General features: G+C 70.9%; 9 protein-coding genes. 6 read left to right on the top strand and 3 right to left on the bottom strand.

Annotated features, from left to right (window positions below):
- Nucleotides 1-3 precede the first annotated feature (3 nt).
- Complete coding sequence (locus ACH4D5_RS19205) at nt 4-1,443, bottom strand: peptidoglycan recognition protein (RefSeq protein WP_398303685.1); 1,440 nt, start codon at nt 1,441-1,443, stop codon at nt 4-6.
- 138 nt (nt 1,444-1,581) lie between these two features.
- On the opposite strand from ACH4D5_RS19205, the gene ACH4D5_RS19200 reads away from it, so the two are divergent.
- The 4 genes from ACH4D5_RS19200 (at nt 1,582) to ACH4D5_RS19185 (ending at nt 8,221) form a co-directional block, all read left to right on the top strand.
- Complete coding sequence (locus ACH4D5_RS19200) at nt 1,582-2,331, top strand: TIGR03089 family protein (RefSeq protein WP_398303683.1); 750 nt, start codon at nt 1,582-1,584, stop codon at nt 2,329-2,331.
- Between the two features lie 866 nt (nt 2,332-3,197).
- Nucleotides 3,198-4,490, top strand: coding sequence for an LCP family protein (locus ACH4D5_RS19195; RefSeq protein WP_398303681.1), 1,293 nt, complete (start codon nt 3,198-3,200; stop codon nt 4,488-4,490).
- A gap of 225 nt (nt 4,491-4,715) precedes the next feature.
- The gene (locus ACH4D5_RS19190) at nt 4,716-6,473 is read left to right on the top strand and encodes an LCP family protein (RefSeq protein WP_398303679.1); all 1,758 of its coding nucleotides are present in this window, start codon (nt 4,716-4,718) and stop codon (nt 6,471-6,473) included.
- A gap of 86 nt (nt 6,474-6,559) precedes the next feature.
- A complete protein-coding gene (locus tag ACH4D5_RS19185; protein WP_398303677.1) occupies nt 6,560-8,221 on the top strand; it encodes an LCP family protein in 1,662 nt (553 codons plus the stop codon).
- Nucleotides 8,222-8,302: 81 nt separating this feature from the next.
- On the opposite strand, the gene ACH4D5_RS19180 is transcribed toward ACH4D5_RS19185, so the two are convergent.
- A complete protein-coding gene (locus ACH4D5_RS19180) occupies nt 8,303-9,343 on the bottom strand; it encodes a glycosyltransferase family 2 protein (RefSeq protein ID WP_398303675.1) in 1,041 nt (346 codons plus the stop codon).
- Between the two features lie 73 nt (nt 9,344-9,416).
- Between ACH4D5_RS19180 and ACH4D5_RS19175 the strand changes: the two genes are divergently transcribed.
- On the top strand, nt 9,417-10,979 hold the full coding sequence (locus ACH4D5_RS19175; RefSeq protein ID WP_398303673.1) for an LCP family protein: 1,563 nt from the start codon (nt 9,417-9,419) through the stop codon (nt 10,977-10,979).
- 65 nt (nt 10,980-11,044) lie between these two features.
- Here ACH4D5_RS19175 and ACH4D5_RS19170 read toward each other — a convergent pair whose 3' ends face one another.
- Nucleotides 11,045-11,626, bottom strand: coding sequence for an acyl-CoA thioesterase (locus ACH4D5_RS19170; RefSeq protein WP_398303671.1), 582 nt, complete (start codon nt 11,624-11,626; stop codon nt 11,045-11,047).
- 129 nt (nt 11,627-11,755) lie between these two features.
- Here ACH4D5_RS19170 and ACH4D5_RS19165 point away from each other — a divergent pair, with 129 nt between their 5' ends.
- A complete protein-coding gene (locus tag ACH4D5_RS19165; protein WP_398303669.1) occupies nt 11,756-13,111 on the top strand; it encodes an LCP family protein in 1,356 nt (451 codons plus the stop codon).
- The last annotated feature ends 22 nt before the right edge of the window (nt 13,112-13,133 follow it).

Below are 13,133 nucleotides of genomic sequence, written 5' to 3'. Positions count from 1 at the left end.
AGCTCAGCGGCCCTGGAGTCGGGCCGAGGTCGAGCGGGTCGTGCCGAGCTTCTGGTAAAGGCGCCTACCGGGGCACTCGGTGCGGAACCCGTCCCGATGCCCGGAGATCACCCGGAGCCGGACTTTCCTGCCTTTCTTGTAAAGATTGCCCCCACCCGACTTCAGGTATGTGGTGCCGCGCGGGTTGCCGCCGTACAGGCCGAGCTTCCACGCGGTCAGCCGGGCGACGGCTTTCACGGCCGCCTTCGGCGGGTTGACGGTGCTGTACGAGCCGATGACGGCGATGCCCGTGCTGTTGCTGTTGAATCCGAGAGTGTGGGCCCCAAGGACCGGCTTGGCCACACCTCCGGCACGTCCTTCGTAGATGTTTCCGCACTTGTCGACCGCGAAGTTGTAGCCGAGGTCACGCCAGCCGCCGCTCTTGACGTGGTAGCGGTAGATGCTCCGCAGCACGGATCCGGCCTGCGAGCAGCGGTAGCGGTTGCCGGACGCGCTGTGGTGCACGAAGGCGACCTTCACGGTCTTCGTGTACGCGAAGTTCTTCTCCCGGAGCTTCTCGTTGGCGCCCCAGCCCTTGCGCGTGATGATGCGCGGGCGTGGGCCGACGTACGGGCGCGCCTTGCCGACGGCGTCGGGTCCGCCGCGGGCGGCGATCAGGTCCTCCTCCGTCTGCCGCTTCGTCAGTTCGGGGATGGCCGCGGCGTCGAGGGGCGCGAGGTCCGCGTTGACGGCGGAGGCCGCGGCGCTCTCGGCGGACAGCACGCTGGTCCGCGGCGCGTCGAGGACCTGGGTGGCGCCCTGCGGCGGGGGCTCGTCGCCCGGGTCGACGAGTTCCAGGCGCAGCCCTTCGGGGAGCAGGCCGTTTTCGGAGGGGGTTGAGGTGGTGGAGGAGGTGTCGGGGTGTCCGGTGGCGGTATCAGGGTGTGCGGTGGCGGTGCGGTCCGTGGGTGAGTGGCGTTCCGCCCGTACGCGGATCTCGACGCCGTCCGAGGCGCCGACCCACAGGGGCGCGGTCGAGCCGCGGACCGCGCCGGAGCCGCGTTCGGGGGTGCCGGGGTCGGCGGCGTGTTCGTGGTTGTGGGTCTCGACGCTCTGCCAGCCGGACCAGGTGGTGGTGCCGACCGCGCGGGTGCGGACCTGGACGGTGCCGTGCAGGTCCACGTCAGGGTCGTTCCAGACGACGCCCACCAGGGAGAAGGGGCGGACGTCGCGCCGGGCCACGCCCTGCTCGCTCGCCCCGGCCGGGCCGAGGGAGCGGTCGGAGGCGAGCGGGGCGAGGGGGAGGGACTGGGTGCTGCCGGGGATCCCCTCCGCGGCGGGGCCGGCGGCCGACGGTACGCCGGACGACGTCGCGGCTCTGGCGCCGGACGCCGGCAGGGTCAGGGGCAGGGTGAGGGCGGCCGCGCACGTGACGCCGATCGAGGAAGCTAGAAGTCCACGCATACAGCTGATCGTTGACATAACGACACATATCTGTCCATTGGGGAACTGACGGGTCGTCGGCCCGGAGCGGGGGTTCCCGGCGTTCCCGCTCCCCCGCCACGCCGGGGGGCGCGCGGACGCCCGCGTACCCTTGCGCCCGTGAACGCCAACGACCGCACCCCTGCCGACCTGCTGCGATCCGCGCTCGCCTCGGACCCGGGCCGGCCCCTTGTCACCTTCTACGACGACGCCACCGGTGAACGCGTGGAATTGTCCGTGGCCACCTTCGCCAATTGGGTGGCCAAGACCGCCAATCTGCTCCAGGGCGATCTCGCCGCCGAGCCCGGCGACCGGGCCGTCCTGCTGCTGCCCGCGCACTGGCAGACGGCGGTGTGGCTGCTCGCCTGTTCGTCGGTGGGCGTGGTCGCGGACGTGGGCGGCGATCCGGCGTCGGCCGACCTCGTCGTCAGCGGGCCCGACTCGCTCGATGCCGCGCGTGCCTGCTCCGGGGAGCGGGTGGCGCTCGCGCTGCGGCCGCTCGGCGGGCGCTTTCCGCAGCCGCCGGAGGGCTTCGCCGATTACGCGGTCGAGGTGCCGGGGCAGGGGGATCAATTCGCTCCGTACGCGCCGGTGGATCCGGACGAGGTCGCCCTCGTGGTGGGCGGGGTCGAGCTGACGGGGGCGGAGGTGGTGGAGCGGGCGCGTGCCGAGGCGGGGGTCCTCGGGCTGGGGCCCGGGTCGCGTGTTCTTTCGGGGCTGCCGTACGACTCGTGGGAGGGGCTTGTCGCGGGGCTGTACGGGGCGTTGGCTGTGGGTGGGTCTGTGGTGCTGTGCCGGCATCTTGATGCTTCGGGGGAAGGGTTGGGGAAGCGGGTGGCGGATGAGCGGGTGACTGTCACCTTGCGGTGACTGGCCGGGGGCCTTGGGGGGTTCTTTCGGGTGCGGGTTCGTCGTGGCTGGTCGCGCAGTTCCCCGCGCCCCTGGACGAGCCCCCGGCTCGTCACCTGCCGTAGGGCCCCCCTTTCGGGTGCGGGCCCGTCGTGGCTGGTCGCGCAGTTCCCCGCGCCCCTGAGGTCGCTCCCCTTTCGTCGCTGGCTGCGGGCCGGTTCGCCTGCCCGGTCGCGCCCACGCACGCGGCGCAGCCGCACATGTCACGGTCCCGCGCCCCTGCACCGGGCCCCGGCACACCACCTGCCGCAGGGCTCCTCTTTCGGGTGCGGGTTCGTCGTGGCTGGTCGCGCAGTTCCCCGCGCCCCTGGGGTCGCTCCCCCCCTCGTCGCCCGCTGCGGGCCGGTTCGACCGCCCGTCGCGCCCACGCGGCGCAGCCGCGCATGCCACAGGTCCGCGCCCCTGGACCGGCCCCCGGCACACCACCTGCCGCAGGGCCCCCCTTTCGGGTGCGGGCCCGTCGTGGCTGATCGCGCAGTTCCCCGCGCCCCTGAGGTCGTTACCCCTTCGTCGCCAGCTGCGGGCCGGTTCACCTGCCCGGTCGCGCTCACGCGGCGCAGCCGCACACGTCACAGCCTCGCGCCCCTGGGATCGCTCCCCTTTCCTGGCTAGCTGCAGGCCCGGCTCGCCTGCCGGCCGCGCCCGCGCGGCGGAGCCGCACATGTCACAGCCCCCGCCCCACCCCAGCCCCGATAAATCCCCCGTTCGGCGCACGGGTGGTGTGGGTCCGGAGGCCCGGGGGCGGTTGGGGGGGCATGGTCGTCGGTACGGGCCATGCACCGACGGAGCCATGAGGGGTGGACGCTCACGTGACCGAGGACGCAGGGATGCCTTCCGGAGGGGGCGGGGAGACGGGGGCGTCGAAGGCGGCGTACGGGCCGGGGGCGGGGGCGAGTCCCAGTGGGGTGGGGGTCGCGCGGCGCAGGCATCGCTGGCTGCGCTACACCGCGCTCGGCGCAGCCGTCGTCGTGCTCGGTGCGGGCGGCGTGGGCTGGATGGCGTACGAGAAGCTCAACGGCAACATCACCAAGGACACGGACGCGGCCGCCGAGCTGGCCCGCTTCGAGAAGGAGCGCCCGACCGCACTGGTGCGGGGCGCCCAGAACATCCTGCTGCTCGGCTCCGACACCCGCGCGGGGCCGGACAACAGCAAGTACGGCAAGGACCCCGGCACCCAGCGCTCCGACACCACGATCCTGCTGCACCTGGCGGCCGACCGGCGAAGCGCGACCGCCGTGTCGATCCCGCGCGACCTGATGGTGGAGATCCCCGGCTGCCGGGGCACGGACGGCTCCCGGGCCGAGCCCCGCTTCGCCCAGTTCAACTGGGCGTTCCAGCTCGGCGGGACGGCCTGCACCATCCGTACCGTCGAGAAGCTCACCAAGATCCGTGTCGACCACCACATGGTCGTGGACTTCGCCGGGTTCAAGGACATGGTCGACGCGGTCGACGGCGTACAGGTCTGCCTGCGGGCGCCGATCGACGACAGCGACGCGCACGTGAAGCTCGCGCCTGGGCTGCGGACGCTCGACGGCGAACAGGCGCTGGGTTACGTACGCGCCCGCAAGAGCCTCGGCAATGGCAGCGACACCGAGCGGATGGACCGCCAGCAGGAGTTCCTCGCCGCGCTCGTCAACAAGGTGCAGAGCAATGACGTCCTGCTGAATCCGACGAAGCTCTATCCGGTTCTCGACGCGGCGACTTCTTCGCTGACGACCGACCCCGCACTCGCGAGTCTGCGGGGTTTGTACGAACTGGTGCGCGGGATGCGCAATATCCCCACAGAACGGGTGCAGTTCCTCACCGTCCCCCGGCAGTCGTACACCTACGACGCCAATCGCGACGAGCTCGTCGAACCCGCCGCGGAACAGCTCTTCACGCGGCTGCGCACCGACACCCCGGTCGAGGTGGCCCCGCACCAGCCCGCCGGGCAGGCGCAGGAGGAGCCTTCCGGAGAGGAGGCCTCTGGCGAGGAGGCCTCTGGCGAAGAAGGGTACGAGGACGAGTACGGCGGGGGCGGTGAGTCCTGGAGCGACGAGAAGCCGGACGACCCCTCGCATACGCCCTCCCCCGCACCGACATTCCGGGGCAACACGGCCGCACGCTCCACCTGTGAGTAAAACGATCCCCAAGGGAACGCCGCGCGCCACTAAGAAATAGGGCGGATTGCCCAGTTGTAGGGGAGTGGAATTTGTCACCGGCGTCGCTCGGCGCTGAACTGGGCGGATAGTGTGAGCGATCCGGTGCGCCGGGCCTTTCGGCCACGCACCGCTGGAACGACTGACCGAGCGCCTTCTTGAGGGGGGAAAGGCGCCGCGTGGCCCCGACGGAGGACGCAGAAAACCGTGGACGCGCAAGGCCGTGGGCGGGCAGAGAACATCGACCCCGCAGACCAGTGGGTGCTCAACCCGGACACCGGCGATTACGAACTGCGACTGAGCCCTTCCGCAGGGCAGTCGGCGGTCCCGAAACCCCGTGCTTCGTCACCCCGTCAGAGCGGCCGCGGCCGCTCGGCGCCGGGACGCGAGCGTCCCGGTCAGGGCGAGCGCGACGAGCGCCGCGAGGTGCCCGGGCAGCGCAGACGGCGCGTCAAGGAGCCGGAGCCGGGGGGCGGCGGCCGGCGCAAGCAGAATCCGCGCAAGTCCAAGGGCAAGAAGACCACCAAGGGCAAGAAGGTCCTGGTCTGGACGGGCGGCACGCTGGCATTCCTGCTCGTCGCGGGCTGCACCGGCGGCTACCTCTACTACCAGCACCTCAACGACAACATCACGTCGATAGACGATGACGGCGCGGGCACCGGCGGCTTCAGCAAGGACCGGGCCATCAACATCCTGGTGATGGGCACCGACAAGCGCAGCGGCAGCGGCAACAAGGGGTACGGCGACGAGGGCAGTGCCGGGCACGCCGACACGACGATCCTGCTGCACGTCTCCAAGGACCGGACGAACGCGACCGCGCTGAGCATCCCGCGCGACATGATCGTCGACATCCCGGACTGCCCGACGAAGCAGGAGGACGGCAGCACGAAGAGGATCCCCGGCACGCCGAACGCCCGCTTCAACGAGAGCCTCGGCCAGAACGACCGCACGCCCAGCTGCACGATGCGTACGGTCAAGGCGATCACCGGGATCACGCCCGACCACTTCATGGTGGCCGACTTCAACGCGGTGAAGACGCTCTCCAGCGCGGTCGGCGGCGTGGAGGTCTGTCTGGCCAAGGACATCGACGACCCCAAGTCGCATCTGAAGCTGGCCAAGGGCAAGCACACGATCGAGGGCGAGGACGCGCTCGCGTTCGTCCGCACGCGCCACTCCGTGGGCAACGGCGGCGACTTGAGCCGCATCGAGCTGCAGCAGCAGTTCCTCAGCTCCCTGATGCGCAAGCTCAAGTCGAGCGACACCCTCTCCAACCCGAAGAAGATGTTCAGCCTCGCGGAGGCGGGCACCGAGGCCCTCACCGTCGACTCCAAGATCGCCGACATCATGAAGCTCAAGAACCTCGGCATGGAGCTCGGCAAGCTCGACATGAAGAACCTGAGCTTCACCACGGTGCCGGTCATCGACAACCCCGCCGAGAAGGTGCACACCACGGTCGTGCCCGCGCCGGGCAAGGCCGAGCAGCTCTTCGCGATGATGCGGGCCGACGAGTCGCTGACCGCGGTGAAGCAGAAGCAGAAGAAGGAGAAGGCCGCGGTGGCCGCCCGCCTCAAGGGCCCCAAGGCCGACGCCGCCGACGTGCGGGTCGACATCTACAACGGCAGCGGCAAGACCGGCGCCGCTCAGACAACTCTCACGTGGCTGCAGAACGCTGAGGGCGTGCTCAAGTCCAGCCAACTGGGGAACGCGCCCTCGGTCATCAAGAAGACGACGCTCGAGTACGCGCCGGACCAGGCCGACCAGGCCCGTCGGCTCGCCGACATCATGGGTCTTTCGGGCGGCGCCCTGAAGCCGGGCAAGAGCGAGAAGAACGCACAGGGTCTCCCGACCATGAAGCTGACACTCGGTGGCGACTTCAAGGGCGCGGGGGTGCCCATTGATGCACCGACGAAGGCGCCGAAGGACCTGAAGAAGGTCGAAGCGGACAAGACTGTGTGTGCCGAGTGACCTGAAGCGGTTGTTCTACGTCTAACAATGCGCCAAGGCGCCGTGGAACGGCCGCAGTTCAGGAACGGGGCGGGGAGGGGCTGGGGATGAGGCAGGACAGCGTGCGTAAGGAGGGGGCGCGACGGCGTGCCCCGCGCGCGAGTGATCGCGGTCGGAGCGGCGGTGCGCGCGACGGCGCGGCGGGCTCCGGCAAGCCCGCGGAAGGCGGCGAGCCGCCGGAGGGCAATGGCCGGCACCGGCGCGGCACGAGCGGCGGCGAGCGGCCGCCGCGCCGCAAGCGCGGCATACTGCGCTGGTCGGCGACGGTCCTGTCCGTGCTGATACTCGGCACGGCCGGCGCCGGATACCTCTACTACCAGTACCTCAACGGCAACATCGAGACGGACGACCTGAACCTCGGCGAGCACCGGGCCCCCGAGCCCACGCCCAACGCCGCCGGCCAGACGCCCCTGAACATCCTGCTCATCGGGTCGGACGCGCGGGACTCCAAGGCGAACCAGAAGCTCGGCGGCGCGAAGGACACCTTCGGCTCGCCGCCGCTCGCGGACGTGCAGATGCTGCTCCACCTCTCGGCCGACCGCAGCAACATGTCCGTGATCAGCATGCCGCGCGACACCCTGCTCCAGATCCCCAAGTGCACGGACCCCGACGGCAAGGTCTATCCCGAGACCGGGCCGCGGTACATGACGAACGAGTCCCTGGGCCGCGGCGGACCCGGCTGCACGGTCGCCACCTGGGAGAAGCTCACCAACATCCACATCAACCACTTCATGATGGTCGACTTCGCGGGTGTGGTCTCCATGGCGGACGCCATCGGCGGCGTGCCGGTCTGCGTGGACAAGAACATCCACTCGCGCACCAGCACGGGCAAGGGCTCGGGCCTGAAGCTGAAGAAGGGCACCACGGAGATCCAGGGCGAGCAGGCCCTGCAGTGGCTGCGCACCCGCTACGGCTTCGAGGGCGGCACCGACATCAGCCGCGCCAAGGCCCAGCACATGTACATGAACGCGCTGGTCCGCAAGCTCCGCGAGAACACCGGCCTGACCAGCCCGAACCAGCTGCGCAAGCTCGCCGACAAGGCGACGAGGGCGCTGAAGGTCGACGACGGCCTCGGCAACCTCAAGAAGCTGTACGACCTCGGCAACGAGCTCAAGAAGGTCCCGCCGTCGCGCACGACGATGACGACCATGCCGTTCGAGTACGTCGGCGCGCGCGTGATCCCCAAGCCCGGCGACGCCGAGCAGCTGTTCCGTCTCGTACGCGACGACATCCCCCTGGACGGCAAGGGCAAGAAGAAGCCGGCCAAGGAGAAGCCGTCGGACGACCCGGCCGCCGCGGACGACAAGATCGCGGTGCAGGTCCAGAACGGCACGCGCAGCGACGTGGAGCCGCCGGTCAGCGGCCGGGCGAGCACGGTGGCGCAGCTCCTCGTCGGCAAGGGCTTCACGAAGGCGACACCGGACTCCGCGACGGCGCTCGCCGAGAAGAAGACGGTCGTCCGCTACCCCAGCAAGGAGCTGGAGGGCGATGCCCAGCGGATCGCCAAGTCGCTCGGTCTTCCGCTCAGCGCGGCGAAGAAGTCGACGGACGTCTCCGGGGTGACGCTGGTCGTCGGCGCCGACTGGCGCGAGGGCGACGCCCCGCCCAAGGCGAAGAAGAAGGACGACACGACGCCGGACTCGGCGGACGCGCTCAGCGGGTCCGACAAGAAGGCGTGCATGAAGGTGGACCCTGCCTTCACCTGGTAGCCGCCCGGGAGCAGTGAGAAGGCCCCGCGAGGACACGAAGAGGGCCCCGGCTCGTGCCGGGGCCCTCTTCGCGTACGCGTATCAGGCGGCCCGCTGGGTCTCCCCGAGCACGGCCGGGCGGCGCGAGGCGATGACCTTCTTGGCGAGCGAGCGCGGGCTGGTGAGGAAGCCCCAGCCCCACGACATGTGCATGGTCGCGAGCGCCACCGGGATCCGCAGGCGCGCCTTCAGCGGCAGGCCCTTGCCCGCGGGGACGGAGCCGGCGACTATCGCCGCGAGGTAGCCGCCGGGGACGACGAAGCCCCACGGGGTGAGGGCCGCGCCCACGACGACGCCCGCCGCGATCGCGCAGACCGCGGTCGGCGGCGCGAGGTAGCGGAGGTTGATGGAGCCCTCGTGGTAGCGGGCGACGACGTGGCGCCAGCGGCCGTAGTCCTTGTACTGCTTGGCGAGGGCCTTGACGCTCGGGCGGGGGCGGTACGAGACCTTCAGCTCGGGCGAGAACCAGATCAGGCCGCCGGCCTCGCGGATGCGGAAGTTCAGCTCCCAGTCCTGGGCGCGGATGAACTCTTCGTTGTACCCGCCCTGCTGCTCCAGGGCCTCGCGCCGGAAGACGCCGAGATAGACGGTCTCGGCCTGCTGGGCCTCGCCGCCGGTGTGGAAGGCGGCGTTGCCCACGCCGATCTTCGACGTCATGGCGGCGGCGACCGCGTGCTCCCAGTCGTTCTGCCCCTCGGCGTGCATGATGCCGCCGACGTTCATCGCGCCGGTCTCCTCCAGGAGGCGGACGGCCGTCGTGATGTAGCCCGGCGAGAGGGCGGCGTGGCCGTCGACGCGTACCACGATCGGGTGGCGGGACGCCTTGATCGCGGCGTTGAGCGCCGCCGGCGTGCGCCCCGTGGGGTTGGGGACCGTGTGCACCCGGGGATCCTCCGCGACGAGCTCCGCGGCGATCTCGTCCGTGCGGTCGGTGGAGGGGCCGAGCGCGACGACGACCTCCATCTCGCCCGCGTACTCCTGCTGCAGGATCGCGTGCACGGCCTCGCGCAGGTGCCGCTCCTCGTTGAGGACCGGCATGATCACGGATACGGCTGGAGGCTGCGCCTCGGACTTCGCGTTCATCACGCGTCACGTTACCGCGAATGGGGGACACGGGTGCGCGCCGTCCGGGTCGCTACCCCGGGCCGCATTTCGTATGGGCTTACGTTTCTCGGGTCACCGGCTCGTCCACGCCCGCGCCACGGCCCGTCACGCGGAGGTGCTCCCCAACGTGCCCACACCGCCCCGCTCCCCCACGCCACGACCGCGCCGCCCCGGCCCACCGGGCCCACCGGACAGAAGGCCCGTCCGGAAGCGCGCGGGGCGGGGGAAGCGGCCGCGCTGGGTGAAGCGGGTGGTGACCGGGCTGTCCGTGGCGGTCCTCGTCGCGGCCGGCATCGGGCACTCCGTGGTCACGAGCCTCGACACGGGCATCAGGCGGGTGGACGCCTTCCGGGACATGAAGAACAGGCCCAAGCAGGGCAACGGCATGAACGTGCTGCTCGTCGGCACGGACGGCCGCGACAAGATCACGCCCGAGGAGAAGCAGAAGTACCGCCTCGGCGGCGCCCCCTGCCACTGCACGGACACGATCATGATCGTGCACATCTCGGAGGACCGGAACCGCGCGAGCGTCGTGAGCCTGCCCCGGGACAGCTACGCCGATCTGCCCGCGCACACCGACCAGACCACCCGCAAGAACCACCGCGCGCACCCCAACAAGCTCAACGCGGCCTACGCGGAGGGCGGCCCGAACCTCACCGTGCGCACCGTCGAGCACATGACGAAGGTCAAGATCGACCACTACCTGGAGGTCGACTTCCTCAGCTTCATGAAGACCGTGGACGTGCTCGGCGGCGTGGAGATCTGCACGACGCGGCCGCTGAAGGACTCGCACACCGGGCTCAGCCTGGGCGAGGGCACCCATCTCATGAACGGCGGCGAGGCGCTCCAGTACGTCCGTTCCCGGTACGTCGACGGGGCGTCCGACCTGGGCCGCATGCAGCGCCAGCAGCGTTTCCTCGCGGCGCTGATCGCGAAGGCGACGAGCGGCGGTGTCCTGCTGAACCCGGTCAAGTTCGGCGACGTGACGCGGACGCTGCTCGGCTCGGTGCGGGCGGACGGCGGCTTCGGCACGGACGAGATGCTGGATCTCGGGCGGGCGATGCGGGGCTTCTCGCCGTCGTCGTCGGAGTTCACGACCGTGCCGCTGGCCCCCCAGGGGCAGGTCGTGCCGGGCATCGGCTCGACGCTGAAGTGGCACCCGGAGAAGTCCGCGCGGCTGTTCCAGGCGCTGCGCGAGGACCGGCCGCTCGCGCCCCACCGGGTCCGGGCCAAGGGCACGCTCGTCGATGTCGCCCCGCAGCAGATCCGGGTCCAGGTGGACAACGGCACCGGGGCGCCGGGGCTCGGTCAGCAGGTCGACGCGGGGCTGCGGGCGACCGGCTTCCGGACGACGGGGGTGCCGGGGAACGTGCCGGGCGCCCCGGCGAGGCCCGTCGAGCGGACCGTCGTCGCGTTCGACCCGCGGTGGGACCGGTCGGCGAAGACGCTGGCCACGGCCCTGCCGGGGTGCGAGATGCGGCAGGTGCCCGGGCAGGGCGCGACGTTGAAGGTGATCGCGGGCAAGGACTTCAGGGCGGTGCGGCCGGTGCGGGCCGAGGACGTCCAGCAGGGTGAGTTCGGGGCGGTCACCGGGGATCAGGTGGTCTGCCCGTAGCGGCGCGCGCTCCGGGCGGGCCTTTTCGGGCACCCGGGCCGCGACCGCCGGGTGCCTCAGTCGCCTCAGTCGTCGAAGCCCTCGGCGGCCCGGGCCTCCCGCAGCTCCTTGATCGCCCGGCGGCGGGCCAGGCGGTGGGTGCGGCGGATCTGGGCCTCCTGGTAGCGGCGGCGGTCGCGGTCCGTCTCGGGGACGACCGGCGGGACCGTGCGGGGCTTGCCGTCGGCGTCGACCGCCGCGAAGACCAGATAGGCCGAGCCGACCTGCTGGGCGGGCGTCGACTCGTTCCAGCGCTCGGCGAGGACCCGGACGCCGACCTCCATGGAGCTGCGTCCGGTCCAGTTGACCTGGGCTTTCACATGAACCAGATCGCCCACGCGGACCGGCTCGAGGAAGACCATCTCGTCCATCGAGGCGGTGACAGCGGGCCCGCCCGAGTGGCGTCCGGCGACGGCTCCCGCCGCGTCGTCCACCAGTTTCATGATCACGCCGCCGTGCACCGTGCCGAGGAGGTTGGTGTCGCTGTGGGTCATGATGTGGCTGAGCGTGGTGCGGGACGCCGAGGTCGGCTTGCCCGGAATCGCCCCGGGGGTCCGGTCGGTTTCCCCCGAAATGGACGCTGCCGAACGGGGAGCCTGGTCTGTCATGCCCTCCACCCTATGTCGGACGTATGTCCGACCTCTCCTCGGTCGCTTTGCATCAGCTCTGCAACAGCCCTGCCTCGAATTCCCGACCGCCCTGTAAGGCGCGGGTCCCCGCGCGGCACACTGGGCCACATGAGCGATTGGCCTGACGATCAGGGTGGCGGCCGGGGATACGGCCGCGGCAGCGGGAACTCCCAGCCCGAGGGAGCCCGCGCGATGCGGCACGTCCAGCGCGGCCGGCCCTCACGTCCGGCCGGGCCACCGCCCGGCGGGGTCCCGCAGCAGCCCGCGTACGACGACGGGTACGGCGACCGGCAGTACGGCGACGGGCAGCCGTACGGCGACGCCCGCGACGAGGTCTTCGAGCCGCGCACCCCGCGCCGGGACCCGTACGGCCAGGGCCCCGACAACGCGTACGACAGCGGCTACAACACCGGCCAGGTCTACGGCCAGCCCGCCGGGGGCAGCGGCGGCGGCCCCGGACGCCCGGCGCGCGCCGCGCGCCCCGCGCCGAACTGGCGCAAGCGCATCAAGTGGGGCTCGATCACGCTCATCAGCGTGCTGGTCGTGACCTCCGTCGGCACGTACTTCTGGGCCGACTCCAAGCTCAAGCGCGAGGTCGACCTCTCCAAGGTCATCGAGCGGCCCGAGGGCGGCGCGGGCACGAACTACCTGATCGTGGGCTCCGACAGCCGCGAGGGCATGTCCGACGCGGAGAAGAAGGAGCTCCACACGGGCTCCGCCGAGGGCAAGCGCACCGACTCGATGATGATCCTGCACGTCGCGGACGACGGCGGGAACACCATGATCTCGCTGCCCCGCGACTCGAACGTCACGATCCCCTCCTTCAAGGGCGCCGAGTCCGGCAAGCTCTACCCGAACCAGGGCCGCCAGACGAAGCTCAACGCCGCGTACGCGGAGGACGGCCCCGAACTCCTCGTACGGACCGTGGAGTACAACACCGGCCTCCGGATCGACCACTACGCCGAGATCGGCTTCGGCGGCTTCGCCAAGATCGTGGACGCGGTCGGCGGCGTCGAGATGGACATCCCCAAGGCCTTCAAGGACAAGAAGTCCGGCGCCGACTTCGAGGCCGGCAAGCAGACGCTCGACGGCCAGCAGGCCCTCGCCTTCGTCCGCACGCGGTACGCGCTGCCCGGCAGCGACCTGGACCGCACGAAGAACCAGCAGAAGTTCCTCGCCGCCCTCGCCAACCAGGCCGCGACGCCCGGCACGGTCATGAACCCGTTCAAGCTCTACCCGACGATGGGCGCGGGCCTGGACACCCTGATCGTCGACAAGGACATGGGCCTGTTCGACGTGGCCTCCATGTTCTGGGCGATGAAGGGCGTGACCGGCGGCGACGGCAAGTCGATGAACATCCCGATCGCCGGCATGGCGGGCGGCAACGTCCTCTGGGACAAGGCCAAGGTCAAGCAGCTCGTCGAGCAGCTGAACAACGACGAGAAGGTCACGGTCTCCGGGTAACCGAACCCGGCGGGTACCCCGA

Source organism: Streptomyces sp. NPDC018029 (assembly GCF_044327655.1).
Classification (GTDB): Bacteria; Actinomycetota; Actinomycetes; order Streptomycetales; family Streptomycetaceae; genus Streptomyces.
Note: the sequence above shows the minus strand (reverse complement) of the source record. Positions and strands in the feature narration are given on the sequence as shown.

Bases quoted from the DNA above. Each gene is read 5' to 3' on its own strand.
- ACH4D5_RS19205 (WP_398303685.1), bottom strand. From the start codon at position 1,443: ATGCGTGGACTTCTAGCTTCCTCGATCGGCGTCACGTGCGCGGCCGCC.
- ACH4D5_RS19195 (WP_398303681.1), top strand. From the start codon at position 3,198: ATGCCTTCCGGAGGGGGCGGGGAGACGGGGGCGTCGAAGGCGGCGTAC.
- ACH4D5_RS19185 (WP_398303677.1), top strand. From the start codon at position 6,560: ATGAGGCAGGACAGCGTGCGTAAGGAGGGGGCGCGACGGCGTGCCCCG.
- ACH4D5_RS19180 (WP_398303675.1), bottom strand. From the start codon at position 9,343: ATGAACGCGAAGTCCGAGGCGCAGCCTCCAGCCGTATCCGTGATCATG.
- ACH4D5_RS19175 (WP_398303673.1), top strand. From the start codon at position 9,417: ATGGGCTTACGTTTCTCGGGTCACCGGCTCGTCCACGCCCGCGCCACG.
- ACH4D5_RS19170 (WP_398303671.1), bottom strand. From the start codon at position 11,626: ATGACAGACCAGGCTCCCCGTTCGGCAGCGTCCATTTCGGGGGAAACC.
- ACH4D5_RS19165 (WP_398303669.1), top strand. From the start codon at position 11,756: ATGAGCGATTGGCCTGACGATCAGGGTGGCGGCCGGGGATACGGCCGC.